Origin of the sequence: Rhodobacter maris, from assembly GCF_900217815.1 — a bacterium.
Classification (GTDB): domain Bacteria; phylum Pseudomonadota; class Alphaproteobacteria; order Rhodobacterales; family Rhodobacteraceae; genus Rhodobacter; species Rhodobacter maris.
The window spans coordinates 30,229-47,198 of the sequence record NZ_OBMT01000006.1; the positions used below are offsets into that span (position 1 = coordinate 30,229).

The following is a 16,970-nucleotide window of genomic DNA, read 5'->3' on the forward strand; positions in this document are numbered from 1 at the left end:
TGTGAGAGCGGAATTTCAACATTCGGAGACGGAATATGGCGGCGCAGAACGGCAAGGATCTTCTGATCAAGCTCGACCTCACCGGGGCGGGGCAATTTGAGACCATCGCGGGGCTGCGCGCCACGCGCATCAGCTTCAACGCCGAGACGGTCGATGTGACCTCGCTCGAGAGCGCGGGCGGCTGGCGCGAGTTGCTGGCGGGGGCGGGCGTGCGTTCGGCGAGCCTTTCGGGCGCGGGCGTGTTCAAGGACGCGGGCACCGATGAGCGCGCGCGGCAGATCTTCTTTGACGGCGAGCGACCGGATTTTCAGGTGATCATCCCCGATTTCGGCGTGGTGGAAGGGCCGTTCATGATCACCTCGATCGACTATGCGGGCAGCCACAATGGCGAGGCCACCTATGAGATGGCGATGGCCTCGGCGGGCGCCCTGAGCTTCACGGCGCTGTGAGATGGTGAACCCTTTTGCGGGCGAGGTGGCGGTGGTGCTTGATGGGGCGCCCCGGGTGGCGAAGCTGACGCTTGGCACACTGGCGGAACTGGAGGCGGGGCTCGGGGCCGAAAGCCTGCTCGATCTCGTGCGGCGATTCGAGACCGGGGCGTTTTCGAGCCGCGATGTGCTGGCGCTGATTGTTGCGGGGCTGAGGGGGGGCGGATGGGAGGGGCGCGCGGAGGATATGCGCTGCGCCGAGATCGAGGGCGGGCCGGTGGCGGCGGCGCGGATTGCGGCGGAGTTGCTGGCGCGCGCCTTCGCGCCGCCTGCGGGGGGCTGAAATGGCGCAGGGGCTCGATTGGGCGGGTCTGATGCGGGCCGGGATCGGCGGGCTCAGGTTGAGCCCGGCCGTCTTTTGGGCACTCACACCGGCGGAGCTGGCGCTGATGCTGGGGCCGGGGACGGCGCCGATGAGCCGGGCGGGGCTCGCGGCGCTGGCGCAACGCTGGCCCGACCGGTCGGCGGGGACGGAGGAGGATCGCAATGGTGGATGTGGACGGGCTTGACGGGCTGAGCCGGCAGGCTCTGGAGCTTGAGCGCAGCCTGGGCGGGGCCGAGGCAGTGGCGGGGAGCTTCAGCGAAGAACTCGGGCGGATGCGCGAGAGCCTCACCTATACCGGGCGCGAGGTGAGTTCGCTCTCAAGCAGCTTCGGGCGAAGCCTGAGGCGTGCCTTCGATGGCGTGGTCTTCGACGGGGTGAAGCTTTCGGATGCGCTTGAAACCCTTGGCGAAAGCCTGTCGCGCACGGCTTATTCGGTGGCGATGCGCCCGGTGCAGGAGGCGGTGGGCGGTGCGCTGGCCAGCGGGTTGAACGGGCTTCTGGGCGGCGTTTTCGGCTTTGCGAAAGGGGGCGCGTTCAACGCGGGGCAGGTGTTGCCCTTCGCCAAGGGCGGTGTCGTCTCGGGCGCCACGCCCTTTGCCTTGCGCGGCGCCACCGGGCTGATGGGCGAGGCCGGGCCGGAGGCGATCTTGCCGCTTGCGCGGGGCGCTGACGGGCGGCTTGGCGTGAGCGCGCAGGCGGGGCGGGCGATTACCGTGGTGATGCAGGTCAGCACGCCCGATGTGGCGGGCTTTGCGCGCTCTTCGGGGCAGATCGCGCAGCAGATCAACCGCGCGCTTGCGCGCGGCGCACGCAACGCTTGAGGGTTCGGGAGGGATCATGGCGTTTCACGAGGTTCGCTTTCCCGCCAATCTGAGCTTCGGCTCGGTCGGCGGGCCGGAGCGGCGCACCGAGATCGTCACGCTGGCGAACGGGTTCGAGGAGCGCAACAGCCCCTGGGCCCATGCGCGGCGGCATTACGATGCCGGGGTGGGGCTGCGCTCGCTTGACGATGTTGGGCGGCTGATTGCTTTTTTCGAGGCCCGCGGCGGGCAGTTGCACGGTTTTCGCTGGAAGGACTGGGCCGATTACAAGAGCTGCGCCGCCTCGCGCACGCCCGATTACGAGGATCAGTTCCTGGGGCTGGGCGACGGGGTCACGCGGGCGTTCGCCCTGCGCAAGCTCTATGCCTCGGGCGGCGCGGAGTATTACCGCCCCGTTACGAAGCCTGTGGAGGGCACGGTGACTGCCGGGATTCAGGGCGACCATCAGGCCGAGGCGGTGAACTTTTCCGTAAATTTTACAGACGGTTATGTGACGTTCTTTGAGCCGCCTGCAGAGGGGGCGCGGATCACCGCGGGGTTCGAGTTCGACGTGCCGGTGCGGTTTGATACCGACCGGATTGCGGTCTCGGTGCAGTCGTTCCAGGCGGGCGACCTGCCGCAGGTGCCGGTGGTCGAGGTGCGGGTCTGATGGCCTATCCGGAGGCATTGAAGGCGCATCTGGCGAGCGGCTGCACCACGCTGGCGCGGGCCTGGCGCGTGCGGCGGCGCGATGGCGGGGTGCTGGGGTTCACCGATCACGATTGTGCGCTGGCGTTCGAGGGGGTCGCGTTTGCCCCCGAAAGCGGGATGACGGCACGGGCGCTTTTGCAGGCGACCGGGCTTTCGATCGACAATACGGAGGGCTATGGCGCGTTGCGGGACGATGCGATCACCGAGGCGGATCTGCTGGCCGGGCGCTATGACGGCGCGGAGGTGACGATCTGGCTGGTGAACTGGGCCGATGTGGAAAGCCGCGCGGTGCTCTTTCGCGGGCATATCGGCGAGGTCACGCGCGGGGCCGGGGCCTTCAGTGCCGAACTGCGCGGCCTGAGCGAGGCACTCGGGCGCGAGCAGGGGCGGATCTATCATCCGCGCTGCGCGGCGGTGCTGGGCGATGCCGCGTGTCGCTTCAAGCTCGGCAAGGATGGCTATGCGCTCGAAGCTGCCGTTGCGGCTGTCTCGGAGGGGGGGCTGCGGATCGCGCAGGGCGCGGGGTTCGAGGATCGCTGGTTCGAGAAAGGGCGGGCCGTCGTGCGTTCGGGCGCCGCGGCGGGGCTTGTGGCGGTGGTGAAGACCGACCGGCTGCAGGCGGACGGGGCACGGCGGATCGAACTTTGGGCCGAGCCGGGGGCCGAGATCGCGCCGGGGGATCTGCTGCGGCTCGAACCCGGTTGCGACAAGCGCGCCGAAACCTGCCAGCTCAAGTTCGACAACTTCCTGAATTTTCGTGGCTTCCCGCATATTCCGGGGGAGGATTGGCTGGTCTCCTACCCGGTCGAGAGCGGCACGAATGACGGTGGGAGCCTGTTTCCATGAACTGCGAGACCGGGGCGCGGGCGCTCATAGAGGCACGGCACTGGATCGGCACGCCCTATCTGCATCAGGCTTCCTGCCGCGGCGCGGGGGCGGATTGCCTTGGGCTTTTGCGCGGGGTCTGGCGCGCGCTTTACGGCGCCGAGCCGGAGCCGGTGCCGCCCTATAGCGCGGATTGGTCCGAGCCGGGGCGGGATGAGGCGCTCTGGCGCGCCGCCTGCCGTCATCTGGTCGCGGTACCGGGGCCGGTGGGCGTGCTGCCGGCAGCACCGGGCGAGGTGCTGTTGTTCCGGATGCGGCCGGGCGCGGTGGCGAAGCATCTGGGGATCGCGGCGGAGATCGGCGCGCGGGCGAGTTTCGTGCATGCCTATACCGGGCATGGCGTGATCGAGAGCCCGCTTTCCGCGCCCTGGGCGCGGCGCATCGTGGCGCGGTTTGAATTTCCGAGGGAGCCGAGGTGAATGGCGACACTGGTTCTTGGCGCGGCGGGGGCCGCGATTGGCGCGGGCTTTGGCGGCACGGTGCTGGGGCTTTCGGGGGCGGTGATCGGGCGCGCGGTGGGGGCGACGCTCGGCCGCGCGATCGACCAGCGGCTCCTGGGGCAGGGCTCGCAGAGTGTCGAGACCGGGCGGGTGGAGCGGCTCCGGCTCGCCTCCGCCTCCGAGGGCGAGGCCGTGGGGCGGCTCTGGGGGCGGATGCGTGTCGCAGGCCAGGTGATCTGGGCAACGCGGTTTTTCGAGACGAGGGCGGTGCAGAAGAGCGGCAAGGGATCGCCCGCAAGCACGACGACACGCTATTCCTATTCGGTCAGTCTGGCGCTGGCGCTTTGTGAGGGCGAGATCCTGCGCCTTGGCCGGATCTGGGCCGATGGCATCGAGGTCGCGCGCGACGGGCTCAACCTGCGCGTCTACAAGGGCGGCGAGGACCAGCTGCCCGATCCGAAGATTGTCGCGGTAGAGGGGGAGGCGCCCGCCTACCGCGGCATCGCCTATGTGGTGATCGAGGATCTGGAGCTTTCGCCCTATGGCAACCGGGTGCCGCAGTTCAGCTTTGAGGTTTTGCGCGCGGCGCAAGGTGCGAATCTTGAGGCCGCGCCGGACCTGACGGCAGGGGTGCAGGCCGTGGCGCTCATCCCCGGCACTGGCGAATATGCGCTTGCGACCACGCCTGTTTACGTGAGCGACGCGGAGGGGGCGACAGTTGCGGTGAACCAGAACGCGCCGGGGGGGCTGAGCGATTTTGCGCTCTCTCTCTCTCGGCTTGGCGAGGAGCTGCCTGCCTGTGAGGCGGTCTCGCTCGTGGTGTGCTGGTTTGGCTCGGATCTGCGCTGTGGGACGTGCCGTGTGGCGCCGAAGGTGACGGCGGACGATGTCGAGGGGGCGAACATGCCCTGGCGCGTCGCGGGGCTGACGCGTGAAACGGCGGAGCTGGTGCCGCGCGATGCGGAAGGCCGCTCCATCTATGGCGGCACACCCGCCGATGCGGCCGTGCTTGAGGCGGTTGCGGCGTTGAAGGCGGCGGGCAAGGCGGTCACCTTCTGCCCGTTCATCCTGATGGATCAGCTGGCGCAGAACGGCCTTGCCGACCCCTGGAGCGATGCCGAGGATCAGCCGGTACTGCCCTGGCGCGGGCGGATCACGCTTGACGTTGCGCCGGGCCGGGACGGCTCGGTGGATGGCACGGCGGCGGCAAGCGCGCAGGTGGCGGCGTTCTTCGGCACGGCCCGGGCCTCCGATTTTGCTATTGGCGATGGCGAGGTCGTCTATTCCGGCCCCGAGGACGGGGGGCTGCGCCGGTTCATCCTGCATTACGCGCATCTGTGCGCGCTGGCGGGCGGGGTCGATGCCTTCTGCATCGGCACAGAGATGGTCGCGCTGACGCAGATCCGGGGACCGGCGAACAGCTTTCCGGCGGTGGCGGAGTTCATCGCCCTTGCCGCCGAGGTGCGGGCCGTGCTGGGGACAGGCTGCAAGCTTGGCTATGCCGCTGACTGGTCGGAATATGCGGGCTATGCGCCGGGGAACGGCGATCGTTTCTTCCAGCTCGACCCGCTCTGGGCAGATGTGAATATCGACTTTGTCGGCATCGACAATTACCTGCCGCTCTCGGACTGGCGCGAGGGCGAGGACCATCTCGATGCGAGCTGGGGGGCGATTTACAATCTCGATTACCTGCAGGCGAATATCGAGGGCGGCGAATATTACGACTGGTATTACGCCGCGCCCGAGCATCGCGCGGCGCAGATCCGAACGCCGATCACCGATGGCGATCACGAGGAGCCCTGGATCTGGCGGGTGAAGGATATCCGGAGCTTCTGGGAGAATGCGCATTTCGAGCGGGTGGGGGGCGTGCGGGCGGCCAACCCCACAGCCTGGCTGCCGCGCTCGAAGCCGATCTGGTTCACCGAGATTGGCTGCGCGGCAGTGGACAAGGGAACGAACCAGCCCAACAAGTTTCTGGACCCGAAAAGCTCGGAATCGGCGCTGCCGTGGTTTTCCGACGGGCGGCGCGATGCGCTCATCCAGACGCAATATCTGCGCGCGATCACCGATTACTGGATAGGGGCACGCAATCCGGTCTCCGATGTCTACGGCGGGCCGATGCTCGATATGGCGCGCGCCCATGTCTGGGCCTGGGATACGCGGCCCTGGCCGCAGTTTCCGGCCTTGCGCGAGATCTGGAGCGACGGGGCGAATTATGCGCGCGGGCACTGGATCTCGGGGCGGGCGGAGGCGCAGCCGCTCGCCAATGTGGTGCGCGAGATCTGCGCGAGCGCCGGGGTGACGGATGTGGAGACAAGCGGGCTTTACGGGCTCGTGCGCGGCTTCACCATGAGCGGCGGGCAGACCGGGCGGGCGGGGCTGCAGGCGCTGATGCTCGGGGGCAGTTTCGAGGTGCTCGAGCGCGGTGGTACGCTGGTCTTTCGCGGGCGCGATGGCCGGGTGACGGCGGTGCTGGACCCGGCGACGCTTGCGCTCGGCGAGAGCGATGTGACGTTGGAAACGACCCGTGCCGCCGCTGCCGAGATCGCCGGGCGGGTGCGGCTGGCTTACGTGAGCGCGGAGGGGGATTTCGAGACCGAGGCAGTCGAGGCGATTTTTCCCGACGAAGCGGGCGGGCCGGCGGCGGGGCAGGAGTTGCCGCTCGCGCTCGACCGGGCGCAGGCGCAGGGGCTGGTCGAGCGCTGGCTCGCCGAGGCGCGGGTGGCGCGGGATGGGGCGCGGTTTGCGCTGCCGCTCTCGTGGGGCGATCTCGGCGCGGGAGATGTCGTGGCGCTTGATCTGCCGGAGGGGCGGCGGCGCTACCGCATCGACCGGATTGAGCAGGGGGAACTTGCGCAAGTCGAGGCGGTGCGGGTCGAGCCGGGGGTTTACCGGCCGGCCGACGAGGTGGAGGATCCGACCCCGCTCACCGCCTTTGCCGCGCCGGTGCCGGTGACGCCGGTCTTTCTCGATCTGCCGCTGATGCAGGGCGACGAAGACCCTTATGCGCCGCATCTGGCCGTTTCCGCTGTGCCCTGGCCGGGCACGGTGGCGGTCTGGTCCTCGGACGAGGACGAGGGTTACACGCTCAATGCGACGCTGGCGGGGCGCGCCGTGATCGGGCGCACGCTCTCGCCGCTGGTGCGGGCAAGGCCCGGGCTCTGGGACCACGGCGCGCCGCTGCGGGTGCGGCTTGCCACGGGGGCGCTGGAGGCCGTGAGCGCAAAACGGGTGCTCAACGGTGCGAATCTGATGGCGATTGGCGATGGCAGCTCCGAGCGCTGGGAGCTTTTCCAGTTTGTCCAGGCGAGCCCCGTGGCGAGTCGGGTCTGGGACATTGGCATGCGGCTGCGCGGACAACTGGGCAGTGATGCGCTGATGCCCGAGGTCTGGCCGGTGGGCAGCCGGGTCGTGCTCCTGAACGACGCACCCGAGCAGATTTTGATGCCTGCCGCAGCGCGGGGCCTCGCGCGGCATTACCGGATCGGTGCGGCGGCGCGGCCTTATGACGACCCCTCCTATGTGCATCGGATCGAGGCCTTTGCCGGAGTGGGGCTGCGCCCGCTCAGCCCCTGTCATCTGCGCGCGACCGTCACGGGGACGGGGTGGGAGTTGCGCTGGGTGCGGCGCAGCCGGATCGACGCCGACAGCTGGGCGGGCCATGATGTGCCGCTCGGCGAAAGCCAGGAGCTTTACCGGATCCGCGTGCTCGACGGAGGAATGCTGCGGCGCGAGGCCTTTGTGACGGTGCCCGCGTGGAGCTACACGGGGGCGATGCGGGCGGAGGATGGTATTGCTGGCGCTTTTGTCGTGGAGGTTGCACAGGTTTCCGACATTTTCGGGCCGGGTTTGGCGAGCCCTCTCACGCTTATGCCCTGAAATGCGCCCGATCCTCATTGACGATCTGCTGGCGGCCGCCGAGGCGGCGCTGGCACTTGCGCCCGAGGCGCGCGCCGAAACGCTTGTGCGCTGGCTCGACGAGGCGCATGCCGCCGACCTTTATCGCAAGCGGCTCGGGCGGGTGCATCCGCGCTGGGGGCTTGGTTCGCTCGGCGCGCGGGCGCGCTGCGAACCGCGGTGCCGCCCGCTCCGACCCGATGGCGCGCGGCTGGCAGCGCTTGGCCTTGTTCTTGCTTCGGTCACCTTATGGCGTCGTCGGGTCTTTTCCCGGACCCCTGCGTCCCCTATCTGAGAGGGGCGCGCTGTGCTAGGATCGCGCGAAGACGAAGGAGCCTCCGATGGCCAAGACCCAAGCGAAAGTTGCCACTGTTGACCCGGTCTGGAGCCAGATCTGCGACGAGGCGCATGCGGCGGTGCGCGACGAGCCGCTTTTGGGCGCGCTGATTCATGCCGGGCTGCTGCACCACCCAACGCTTGAGCGCGCGCTGGCATTTCGGTTTTCGCTGAAGCTGGCTTCCGGCGAGATGAGCGAGCAGATCCTGCGCGAGATCGCCGACGAGGCCTATAGCACCGATCCCGACCTTGGGCAGGCGGCGCGCGCGGACCTTGTGGCGGTCTATGATCGCGACCCGGCCTGCCATCGCTTCATCCAGCCGATCCTCTTTTTCAAAGGGTATCAGGCGCTGCAAAGCTACCGCATCGCGCATTGGCTTTGGCGCGCGGGACGGACCGACATGTCCTATTTCGTGCAGATGCGCACCTCGGAGATGTTTGGCGTCGATATTCATCCCGCGGCGCGGATCGGGCGGGGGGTGATGATCGACCACGCCCATTCGATCGTGATCGGCGAGACGGCGGTGGTGGGCGACAATGTCTCGATGCTGCATTCGGTGACTTTGGGCGGCACCGGCAAGGAAGAGCAGGACCGCCATCCGAAGATTGGCAATGGCGTGCTGATCGGTGCGGGGGCGAAAGTGCTCGGCAATATCCACGTGGGCGACAATTCGCGCATTGCCGCGGGCTCGGTGGTGCTGTCCGATGTGCCGCGCTGCAAGACCGTGGCGGGCGTGCCCGCGAAGATCGTCGGCGAGGCGGGCTGCGCGCATCCTTCGGTCAGCATGGACCAGCAATTGCGCGGCTGCGACTGCGAGGGCTGAGGCTTTCGCCTCGGCAGGGCCGAGGCGACCCGCCGGGGGGCTGCCGCCCCCCGGACCCCCTGCTTTTCGGGGGGCAGGCCCCCCGGGTCCCCCCTGCTTTTTCGGCCCCCCGCTCAGCCCTTCAACTGGTCATAGGCTTCGAGCGCCTTCAGGCCATACATCAGCGACGGACCGCCGCCCATCAGCACGGAGACATTCACCGTTTCCTCGACCTCGGCGCGGGTCGCACCCGCGGCGATGCAGGCCTGCACATGCAGACCGATGCAATAGGAGCACTGCCGGGCGATGCCGATGGCAAGCGAGATCAGTTCCTTTTGCTTGGTCGAGAGCACGCCCTCGGCAAGGGCTTCATGGTGCAAGCTGCCGAAGCCCTTTTGCGTGGCGGGCTGCTTGGTGGCGTAATCGGCCATTTCCTTGCGGATCGTGTCAAGTTCGGTGGTCCAGTCCATGATCTGTCCTTTCGGCTTTGGATGGGTCCACCTTGGAATTAACATATCGCAATCCGTTTCACCTTGAGGCAAAGCAAAAAGCCCCCCGCAAGCGGAGGGCTTCTTTCAGGGGGGGGAGGGGCGCGCTCAGGCGAGCATCGCCATCGGGTGCTCGAGGTTCGAGACGATGGCGGCGAGGAGCTCTGCGCCAAGCGCGCCGTCGATCACCCGGTGGTCGACCGAGAGGGTGAGCGACATCATCGTCGCCACTTCGATCGTGCCATCCGTGCCGATGACGGGCTTTTTCACCCCCGCGCCGACGGCAAGGATCGCGCCATGGGGCGGGTTGATCACCGCGTCGAAGCTTTCGATCCCCATCATGCCGAGGTTCGAGATTGCGAAGCTGCCACCTTGGTATTCGTGCGGGGCGAGCTTGCGGCTGCGCGCACGGGTGGCGAGGTCTTTCATCTCGGACGAAAGCTGGCTGAGCGGCTTGATCTCGGCGTCTTGCAGGACCGGGGTGAAGAGCCCGCCCTCGATCGCAACGGCGACGGCAACATCGGAGGCTTTCATCTGCAGCACCCGGTCGCCCGCCCAGACCGCATTGGCCGCAGGCACCTGTTGCAGCGCGAGGGCCGAGGCCTTGATGATGAAGTCATTCACCGAAAGCTTGACGCCACGGGCGTGGAGCTGGTGGTTGATTTCTCCGCGGAAGGCGAGAAGCGCATCGAGTTTCACCGCGCGGCGCAGGTAGAAATGCGGGATCGTCTGCTTGGCCTCGGTGAGACGGGCGGCGATGGTCTTGCGCATGCCGTCGAGCGGGATCTCGGTGTAGCTGCGGCCCTCGTAGAGCTTTGCGACGTTCGCCGCAGAGACAGAGGCCGGCGGTGCGGCAGGCGCGGCTTGCGCCGGGGCCGCAGAGGCCGGGGCAGGGGCCGCTTTCGGGGCGGCGCTCGCTCCCTCGACATCGGCCTTGACAATCCGGCCATGCGGGCCGGAGCCTTTGAGGGCGGCAAGATCGAGGCCCTTCTCGGCGGCGATCCGGCGCGCGAGCGGCGAGGCGAAGATCCGCGCGCCCGGTGCCTTTTGTGCGGGGGCGGCAGAGGCCTGGGCCGGAGCAGGGGCCGGGGCGTCTTCAAGGAAGGCGGGCATCGGCTCGGCCTCGGCCTTGGGTGCGGGCGCCGGTGCGGGCACCGCATCGGCGCTTTCGCCCTCTTCGATCAGCACGGCGATGGGGGTGTTGACTTTCACGCCCGAGGTGCCCTCGGCGATCAGGATCTTGCCCATCGTGCCTTCATCGACCGCTTCGAATTCCATCACCGCCTTGTCGGTCTCGATCTCGGCGATGATCTGGCCGGAGGTGACACTGTCACCCTCCTTCACCAGCCATTTCGCGAGAGTGCCTTCCTCCATCGTGGGGGAGAGCGCGGGCATCAGGATTTCCACAGCCATTTTGCCCTCCTTACCGGTAGCAGACGCGTTTGACGGCGGCGACAACCTCATCGGAGGTCACCAGCGCCAGTTTTTCGAGGTTGGCGGCATAGGGCATCGGCACATCCTTGCCGGTGCAGTTGAGGACCGGCGCATCGAGGTAATCGAAGGCGCGCTCCATGATCACCGCACTCAGATGGTTGCCGATGGCGCCCACCGGCCAGCCCTCTTCCACCGTGACGCAGCGGTTGGTTTTCATCACCGAGGCGAGCACCGTGTCATAGTCGATCGGGCGCAGCGTGCGCAGGTCGATCACCTCCGCCGAGATCCCCTCTGCGGCGAGCTTGTCGGCGGCCTCAAGCGCATGGCTCATGCCGATGCCGAAGCTGACAAGCGTCACATCCGTGCCCTCGCGCCAGATCCGCGCCTTGCCGAAGGGGATGGTGAAATCGTCGAGCACTGGCACCTCGAACGAGCGGCCATACATGATCTCGTTTTCGAGGAAGATCACCGGGTTCGGATCGCGGATCGCGGATTTCAAAAGGCCCTTCGCGTCCGCCGCGGAATAGGGCATCACCACCTTGAGGCCGGGGATCTGCGCATACCAAGCGGCATAATCCTGGCTATGCTGGGCGCCGACGCGGGCGGCGGCGCCGTTCGGGCCGCGGAACACGATCGGGCAGCCCATCTGGCCCCCCGACATGTAAAGCGTTTTGGCCGCCGAGTTGACGATCTGGTCGATCGCCTGCATGGCGAAGTTGAAGGTCATGAATTCGACGATGGGCTTGAGCCCGCCGAAGGCGGCACCCACGGCAATGCCGGCAAAGCCATGCTCGGTAATCGGCGTGTCCATCACGCGCTGCGGCCCGAATTCGTCGAGAAGCCCCTGGCTGACCTTGTAGGCGCCCTGATATTCGCCCACTTCCTCGCCCATCAGGAACACATGTTCGTCGCCGCGCATTTCCTCGGCCATCGCCTCGCGCAGCGCCTCGCGCACCGTCATGGTCTTCATCTCGGTGCCCTCGGGCCAGTCGGCACTGGCTTTCGAGACCACTTCGACCGGGGCGGCGGCTTGCGCGGGGGCACTGGCCACGGCGGCCGGGACAGAGGCTTCGGCGGCAGGGGCGGCGGGCGCGGGGGCCGCATCGGCGCTCTCGCCCTCTTCGATCAGCACCATGATCGGCGTGTTGACCTTCACGCCCGAGGTGCCCTCGGCGATCAGGATCTTGCCCACAATGCCCTCGTCGACGGCTTCAAATTCCATCACCGCCTTGTCGGTCTCGATCTCGGCGATGATCTGGCCGGAGCTGACGGCGTCGCCCTCCTTGACCAGCCATTTCGCCAGCGTGCCCTCTTCCATCGTCGGCGAGAGGGCGGGCATCAATACTTCGGTTGCCATGGTTCTTTCCCTTACGCGGTGATGTCGGTCCAGAGCTCTTCAAGCGCGGGCTCGGGGCTCGTTTTGGAGAATTCGGCCGCCTCGTTCACCGTGGCCTTGATCTCGCGATCGACCGCCTTGAGGTCTTCGTCGGTGGCATGGCCGCCCGAGAGCAGCAGTTCGCGCACATTTTCGATGCAGTCGCGCTCGTCGCGCATCTTCTGCACCTCTTCGCGGGAGCGGTATTTGGCCGGGTCGGACATCGAATGGCCGCGGTAGCGGTAGGTTTTCACTTCGAGAATGTAGGGGCCCGCACCGGAGCGGCAATGCGCCACCGCCTTCTCGCCCGCCGCCTTCACCGCAAGCACATCCATGCCGTCGACCACTTCGCCGGGGATGCCGAAGGAGGTGCCGCGGGTGTGGATGTCGGGCGTGGAGGTCGAGCGTTTTTGCGACGTGCCCATCGCATATTGGTTGTTCTCGATCACGAAGACCACCGGCAGCTTCCAGAGCGCGGCCATGTTGAAGGTCTCGTAGACCTGGCCCTGGTTCGCCGCGCCATCGCCGAAATAGGTGAAGGTGACGTTGTCATTGCCCTTGTATTTATCGGCAAAGGCAAGGCCCGCGCCCAGCGGCACCTGCGCGCCAACGATGCCGTGGCCGCCGTAAAAATGCTTCTCTTTCGAGAACATGTGCATCGAGCCGCCCTTGCCCTTGGAGAGCCCGCCCGCGCGGCCGGTGAGCTCGGCCATCACCCCTTTCGGGTCCATGCCGCAGGCGAGCATATGGCCGTGGTCGCGGTAGGAGGTGATGCGCTTGTCGCCCTCTTTCGCCGCCGCCTCGAGGCCCACCACAACGGCTTCCTGACCGATGTAGAGATGGCAGAACCCGCCGATCAGCCCCATGCCATAAAGCTGGCCCGCCTTCTCCTCGAAGCGCCGGATCAACAGCATGTCGCGGTAATATCTGAGCAGATCCTCCTTCGAGACATTCGGCAACTGCGGCGCCGATGTCTCGGGGGTTTTGCGTGTCGCCATCGGACAGCCTCCCGGGTTCGTGATAGTTCAACGTTAAACCATTACTTAGCGCAAGCCGGGCGCAGATGCAATGACTGCTGCGACAAAGCCCCGCAGCCAAGGGCGCGGGGCAGGGCATTCAAAAGCGGGCGGGGTCAGCGGATCACGATCTCGTCGGCCCGCAAGGTGCCAAGCACGTCGCGGGCGCGTTCGTCGAGCAGGTCAAGATCGAGATAATCGTCGGACAGCCGGTGCGTGAGATTCGCCATCCGCGCATGTTCGGCCTCAAGCGCATCGCGCGTGGCCTCGGCGCGGGTAATCTCGGCCTCAAGCTGAACGCGGCGGAAGATGCCATTGGGGCCCTGCGTTGCGGCAAAGGCAAAGTTCATCGCCAGCACCGCCGCGAGCGAATAATAGACGAAGGGAAAGACCTTCGGGCCTTTGGGGAACATGCTCTGCCTCTTGCGCCTCTACCGGACGTTGCGCAAACCCTGCCAGAAACGTGGGGCCTTGGGAATCCCCCGCGCGCCTCTGGGGGCAAAAATCTTCCTGCCTGGTGCTCCGGGCCAGCGAAAGGCGCGGGGTTTCCCCCGCGCCTCACCCTCGGGACGCAATCCTCGGGTCGTCTCAGTTCATCGGCGCCGGTTTCGGCGTTGCGGCGGTGCGCACCGGCAGCGTCGGGTGCACCACTTGCGGCTGCTCGCCGGTGAGCGCGGTCAGGAAGGCGGTGATCTGGTCGATCTGCGTGTCGTCGAGCTCGGCGCCGAGTTGCGAGTTCGCCATCACGGCCACCGCTTCCTTCAGATCCCAGACCTTGCCGGAGTGGAAATAGGGGGCGGTGAGCGCGATGTTGCGCAGCGGCCCCGCGCGGAAGACATATTCGTCATCCGCCGTCGCCGTGACCTTGAACCGACCGGTATCGCCCTCGGGCAGGATCTCGGCGCCGGGGGTTTCCACCACGCCAAACGGATAATAGCCGTTGCCGCCGATGTTGATGCCGTTGTGGCAGCTCGCGCAGCCGGTATCCATGAAGAGCTGCAGCCCGGCCTTTTCATCCGCGCTCAGCGCCCCGTCATTGCCCATCAGGAACTGGTCGAATTTCGAGTTCGGCGTGATCAGCGTGGCTTCGAACGCCTCCACCGCCAGCGCGAAATTGTCAAAGCTGATCGGGTCGGCCTCGCCCGGGAAGGCAGAGGCGAAGGCGCTCACATAGCCCGGCATCGATTTCACCGTGGCCACGAGATTGTCGGGCGTGTTGTTCATCTCGACACCCGCCTGCACCGGGCCCTTCGCCTGCGCGGCGAGGTCGGGGGCGCGGCCATCCCAGAATTGCGCGATGTTGAACACGGCGTTGAGCATGGTAGGGGCGTTCCTCGGCCCCTGTTGCCAGCCGTGGCCGACCGAGGTTTCGAGCCCGTCAACCCCGCCAAGGCCGATGTTGTGGCACGATTGGCAGGAGAACACGCCCGATTTCGACATCCGCGGGTCAAAGAACAGCATCGCACCAAGGTCGACCTTGTCGCGGGTGATCGCATTGCTGTCGGCCAGTTGCGGGGCCTGCATCGGGATCACTTCGAAGAGGCCCTTGGCTTCTTCGCGCAGAGCCGCATCATCGGCCAAGGCGGGGGTGGCAAGCGCCGACGTGAACGCCAGCGCAGCAGCGAGTTTGAATTTCATGGACCCTGTCCTCCGTATCGAAAGGTAGAATAAATCTAAGTTCACGGCGGTGTGAAAGGTTTGATCCAGATCAAAATTGGAATAGTTCCAGATGCGGCGGGCTGACGCAGGTTTTGGTTGACACTTCCACCTGAGAATGGCGCATAGTAGGCCCCTCACGGAGGGCGCTCATGGCACTGGAAGACGCTAAAAATCAGATAGATACGGCATTCACCCGGGCGGAGTTGCGCGGCCTTGCCTATGAGAATGCCTTTGGCGGGGCGACCTCCTTCCTGCGCAGGCGCTATACCAAGGATCTCGCCGGTGTAGACCTCGCCGTGACGGGCGTTCCCTTCGATCAGGCGGTGACGAACCGGCCCGGCACGCGCTTTGGACCGCGCGCGATCCGTGAGGCCTCGACGCTGCAGGCCTTCGATGCGCCCTATGGCTGGGGCTATGATCCGCTAAGCGAACTCAGCATCGTCGATTATGGCGATCTCGCCTTCGACTATGCCCATACCGCGAGCTTCCCCGACCGCGTCACCGACCACATCGCCACGATTCTCAAAGCGGGAGCGGGGGCGATCACGCTCGGGGGGGATCATTTCATCACCCTGCCGATCCTGCGCGCGGTGGCGGCGAAACATGGCCCCGTCGCGCTGATCCATTTCGACGCCCATTCCGACACCTGGGCCGATGACGACATGGCCCGGATCGACCATGGCACCTTCCTCTACAAGGCGCTGAAGCTTGGCTATGTCGCGCCCGAGACCACTGTCTCCGTCGGCATCCGCACCGACAACCCCGACACCTGCGGCGTGCATATCCTCGATGCGCCCTTCGTTCATCAAGAGGGGATCGAGGCGACGCTCGCGCGCATCCGCGACATTGTCGGCACCCGGCCCTGCTACATCAGCTTTGATATCGACTGTCTCGACCCGGCCTTTGCGCCCGGCACCGGCACGCCGGTCTGGGGCGGGCTCGCCTCCTGGCAGGCGGCGGCGCTCCTGCGCGGGCTCGCGGGGGTGAACCTTGTCGGCGGCGATGTGGTCGAGGTCTCGCCGCCCTATGACACCACCGGCGCCACGGCGATTGCGGGGGCACATGTGGCGAGCGAACTGATCGCGCTCTATGGCTTTGCCCGCCGCGCGCGCTGAGATCAGGTCACAAGCGCGCAGGGGCGGGTCAGGGGCTTGCAGCCGCCCCCGCCGCTTCCTACATCGGACAAAAGCACTTGGGCCGGGTTCGGCGCCCGGCCGCCAAAGCGGGGACATAATGCGCGGCGCCTTCCACTTTTTCGGCTGGGCCTTTGGCTTCACGGCACTCGGTCTGATGCTCGCGCTCTGGCTCGGCTTCGTCTATGAGCACACATTCTCCGGCGCGATGTCCTTCTTCTTTGTCGCCTGCGTGCTCGCGGTGCTGGAGATTTCGCTGTCCTTCGACAATGCGATCGTCAATGCCAACAAGCTGAGCCGGATGACCCCGATCTGGCAGCGCAGGTTCCTCACCTGGGGGATCTTGATTGCTGTTTTCGGCATGCGGATCCTGTTTCCGCTGGTGATCGTGGTCGTTGCGGCCCATGTCGGCCCGTTTGAGGCGATCCGGCTCGCCGCGACCGAACCCCGTGAATATGCCCATATCATCGATGGCGCCCATGTCTCGATTGCGGGTTTTGGCGGCGCTTTCCTGATGATGGTGGCGTTGAGTTACTTTGTCGATGCCGGCAAGGAAGTGCATTGGTTTCCGGCGCTTGAGCGGCGCCTGAGCGCCTGCGCCTCGGTGCGCGGGCTTGAAATAGGCTTTGTGCTGATGTTGGTGCTCTTCGTCGCCTGGATCCAGCCGATGCAGGAGGAGCGCAGCTTCCTCATTGCCGCCTGCACCGGGCTGTTGACCTTCCTCGCCGTCGAGGGGATCGGCCAGGTGATCGACCGCGGTTCGCTCTCGTCCGAGATGGCGCGTGGCGGCATCGGCGCCTTTCTCTATCTCGAAGTGCTGGACGCGTCGTTCAGCTTTGACGGGGTAATCGGCGCCTTTGCCCTGACGCAGAACCTGTTCCTGATCGCCATCGGGCTCGGCATCGGCGCATTCTATGTGCGCTCGATGACGGTGATGCTGGTCGAGCGCCATGCGCTTTCCGAGTTCCGCTTCCTCGAACATGGCGCCTTCTGGTCGATCCTCGTGCTCTCCGTGGCGATGTTCGCGCAGACCTTGATGCCGGTGCCGGAATGGGCAACCGGGTTCCTTGGCGTGCTGTTCATCGGGTTGAGCTTCTTTTCCTCGGTGCGCTGGCGGCGCGCGAACCCCGAACCCTGCGAATAATTGCAGTTGGCAAAACAAAGCGCCGCGCAAGAGTTG

Annotated in this window: 18 protein-coding genes; 12 read left to right on the forward strand and 6 right to left on the reverse strand. The window is 66.5% G+C overall.

The window, feature by feature from the left end:
- Positions 1-35 precede the first annotated feature (35 nt).
- From CRO22_RS09985 to cysE, 10 genes are read left to right on the forward strand one after another with little or no spacing between them, the layout of a single operon-like run.
- Entirely contained in the window at positions 36-449 is a 414-nt protein-coding gene (locus CRO22_RS09985) for a phage major tail protein, TP901-1 family (protein WP_097070004.1), read from the forward strand.
- Between the two features lies 1 nt (position 450).
- Positions 451-771, forward strand: coding sequence for a gene transfer agent family protein (locus CRO22_RS09990; RefSeq protein WP_097070005.1), 321 nt, complete (start codon positions 451-453; stop codon positions 769-771).
- A gap of 1 nt (position 772) precedes the next feature.
- Positions 773-997, forward strand: coding sequence for a rcc01693 family protein (locus CRO22_RS09995; protein ID WP_097070006.1), 225 nt, complete (start codon positions 773-775; stop codon positions 995-997).
- A complete protein-coding gene (locus CRO22_RS10000; RefSeq protein WP_097070007.1) occupies positions 975-1,634 on the forward strand; it encodes a phage tail tape measure protein in 660 nt (219 codons plus the stop codon). Before CRO22_RS09995 ends, CRO22_RS10000 begins: the two co-directional genes overlap by 23 nt.
- 16 nt (positions 1,635-1,650) lie before the next feature.
- A complete protein-coding gene (locus CRO22_RS10005; RefSeq protein ID WP_097070008.1) occupies positions 1,651-2,283 on the forward strand; it encodes a DUF2460 domain-containing protein in 633 nt (210 codons plus the stop codon).
- Positions 2,283-3,170: a DUF2163 domain-containing protein gene (locus CRO22_RS10010; protein ID WP_097070009.1), complete on the forward strand. Its 888-nt coding sequence runs from the start codon at positions 2,283-2,285 to the stop codon at positions 3,168-3,170. Before CRO22_RS10005 ends, CRO22_RS10010 begins: the two co-directional genes overlap by 1 nt.
- Complete coding sequence (locus CRO22_RS10015; RefSeq protein ID WP_097070010.1) at positions 3,167-3,628, forward strand: C40 family peptidase; 462 nt, start codon at positions 3,167-3,169, stop codon at positions 3,626-3,628. Before CRO22_RS10010 ends, CRO22_RS10015 begins: the two co-directional genes overlap by 4 nt.
- Entirely contained in the window at positions 3,629-7,528 is a 3,900-nt protein-coding gene (locus tag CRO22_RS10020) for a baseplate multidomain protein megatron (RefSeq protein ID WP_097070011.1), read from the forward strand. It abuts the gene before it with no gap.
- A gap of 1 nt (position 7,529) precedes the next feature.
- Entirely contained in the window at positions 7,530-7,841 is a 312-nt protein-coding gene (locus tag CRO22_RS10025; protein WP_097070012.1) for a DUF7742 family protein, read from the forward strand.
- A 46-nt stretch (positions 7,842-7,887) separates the two neighbouring features.
- Positions 7,888-8,706, forward strand: coding sequence for a serine O-acetyltransferase (gene cysE / locus CRO22_RS10030; protein ID WP_097070013.1), 819 nt, complete (start codon positions 7,888-7,890; stop codon positions 8,704-8,706).
- A gap of 113 nt (positions 8,707-8,819) precedes the next feature.
- Here the strand turns inward: cysE and CRO22_RS10035 are convergent, their stop codons facing one another.
- The 6 genes from CRO22_RS10035 to CRO22_RS10060 all read right to left on the reverse strand — a co-directional run bounded on the left by CRO22_RS10035 (position 8,820) and on the right by CRO22_RS10060 (position 14,636).
- Positions 8,820-9,155, reverse strand: a complete 336-nt coding sequence (locus tag CRO22_RS10035; protein WP_097070014.1) for a carboxymuconolactone decarboxylase family protein — start codon at positions 9,153-9,155, stop codon at positions 8,820-8,822.
- Between the two features lie 126 nt (positions 9,156-9,281).
- Positions 9,282-10,586: a pyruvate dehydrogenase complex dihydrolipoamide acetyltransferase gene (locus CRO22_RS10040; protein ID WP_097070015.1), complete on the reverse strand. Its 1,305-nt coding sequence runs from the start codon at positions 10,584-10,586 to the stop codon at positions 9,282-9,284.
- Positions 10,587-10,596: 10 nt separating this feature from the next.
- Positions 10,597-11,964, reverse strand: a complete 1,368-nt coding sequence (locus CRO22_RS10045) for a pyruvate dehydrogenase complex E1 component subunit beta (protein WP_097070016.1) — start codon at positions 11,962-11,964, stop codon at positions 10,597-10,599.
- An 11-nt stretch (positions 11,965-11,975) separates the two neighbouring features.
- Complete coding sequence (gene pdhA / locus CRO22_RS10050) at positions 11,976-12,980, reverse strand: pyruvate dehydrogenase (acetyl-transferring) E1 component subunit alpha (protein WP_097070017.1); 1,005 nt, start codon at positions 12,978-12,980, stop codon at positions 11,976-11,978.
- 134 nt (positions 12,981-13,114) lie between these two features.
- Positions 13,115-13,411 (reverse strand): FtsB family cell division protein, encoded by a 297-nt coding sequence (locus CRO22_RS10055; protein ID WP_097070018.1) that lies wholly within the window; start codon positions 13,409-13,411, stop codon positions 13,115-13,117.
- A 175-nt stretch (positions 13,412-13,586) separates the two neighbouring features.
- The gene (locus CRO22_RS10060) at positions 13,587-14,636 is read right to left on the reverse strand and encodes a cytochrome-c peroxidase (RefSeq protein ID WP_097070019.1); all 1,050 of its coding nucleotides are present in this window, start codon (positions 14,634-14,636) and stop codon (positions 13,587-13,589) included.
- Positions 14,637-14,806: 170 nt separating this feature from the next.
- Here CRO22_RS10060 and speB point away from each other — a divergent pair, with 170 nt between their 5' ends.
- Together speB and CRO22_RS10070 are read left to right on the forward strand one after the other, a co-directional pair.
- Positions 14,807-15,772: an agmatinase gene (speB, locus tag CRO22_RS10065; protein ID WP_097070020.1), complete on the forward strand. Its 966-nt coding sequence runs from the start codon at positions 14,807-14,809 to the stop codon at positions 15,770-15,772.
- A 118-nt stretch (positions 15,773-15,890) separates the two neighbouring features.
- Positions 15,891-16,934: a DUF475 domain-containing protein gene (locus CRO22_RS10070; RefSeq protein ID WP_097070021.1), complete on the forward strand. Its 1,044-nt coding sequence runs from the start codon at positions 15,891-15,893 to the stop codon at positions 16,932-16,934.
- The last annotated feature ends 36 nt before the right edge of the window (positions 16,935-16,970 follow it).

Excerpts from the sequence above, each read along its gene's own strand:
- CRO22_RS10005 (WP_097070008.1), top strand. The coding sequence starts at position 1,651 with ATGGCGTTTCACGAGGTTCGCTTTCCCGCCAATCTGAGCTTCGGCTCG.
- speB (WP_097070020.1), top strand. The coding sequence starts at position 14,807 with ATGGCACTGGAAGACGCTAAAAATCAGATAGATACGGCATTCACCCGG.
- CRO22_RS10070 (WP_097070021.1), top strand. The coding sequence starts at position 15,891 with ATGCGCGGCGCCTTCCACTTTTTCGGCTGGGCCTTTGGCTTCACGGCA.
- CRO22_RS10010 (WP_097070009.1), top strand. The coding sequence starts at position 2,283 with ATGGCCTATCCGGAGGCATTGAAGGCGCATCTGGCGAGCGGCTGCACC.
- CRO22_RS10045 (WP_097070016.1), bottom strand. The coding sequence starts at position 11,964 with ATGGCAACCGAAGTATTGATGCCCGCCCTCTCGCCGACGATGGAAGAG.
- CRO22_RS10060 (WP_097070019.1), bottom strand. The coding sequence starts at position 14,636 with ATGAAATTCAAACTCGCTGCTGCGCTGGCGTTCACGTCGGCGCTTGCC.
- CRO22_RS09995 (WP_097070006.1), top strand. The coding sequence starts at position 773 with ATGGCGCAGGGGCTCGATTGGGCGGGTCTGATGCGGGCCGGGATCGGC.
- CRO22_RS10025 (WP_097070012.1), top strand. The coding sequence starts at position 7,530 with ATGCGCCCGATCCTCATTGACGATCTGCTGGCGGCCGCCGAGGCGGCG.
- CRO22_RS09985 (WP_097070004.1), top strand. The coding sequence starts at position 36 with ATGGCGGCGCAGAACGGCAAGGATCTTCTGATCAAGCTCGACCTCACC.
- CRO22_RS10015 (WP_097070010.1), top strand. The coding sequence starts at position 3,167 with ATGAACTGCGAGACCGGGGCGCGGGCGCTCATAGAGGCACGGCACTGG.
- cysE (WP_097070013.1), top strand. The coding sequence starts at position 7,888 with ATGGCCAAGACCCAAGCGAAAGTTGCCACTGTTGACCCGGTCTGGAGC.
- CRO22_RS09990 (WP_097070005.1), top strand. The coding sequence starts at position 451 with ATGGTGAACCCTTTTGCGGGCGAGGTGGCGGTGGTGCTTGATGGGGCG.
- pdhA (WP_097070017.1), bottom strand. The coding sequence starts at position 12,980 with ATGGCGACACGCAAAACCCCCGAGACATCGGCGCCGCAGTTGCCGAAT.
- CRO22_RS10020 (WP_097070011.1), top strand. The coding sequence starts at position 3,629 with ATGGCGACACTGGTTCTTGGCGCGGCGGGGGCCGCGATTGGCGCGGGC.
- CRO22_RS10000 (WP_097070007.1), top strand. The coding sequence starts at position 975 with ATGGTGGATGTGGACGGGCTTGACGGGCTGAGCCGGCAGGCTCTGGAG.
- CRO22_RS10055 (WP_097070018.1), bottom strand. The coding sequence starts at position 13,411 with ATGTTCCCCAAAGGCCCGAAGGTCTTTCCCTTCGTCTATTATTCGCTC.
- CRO22_RS10035 (WP_097070014.1), bottom strand. The coding sequence starts at position 9,155 with ATGGACTGGACCACCGAACTTGACACGATCCGCAAGGAAATGGCCGAT.
- CRO22_RS10040 (WP_097070015.1), bottom strand. The coding sequence starts at position 10,586 with ATGGCTGTGGAAATCCTGATGCCCGCGCTCTCCCCCACGATGGAGGAA.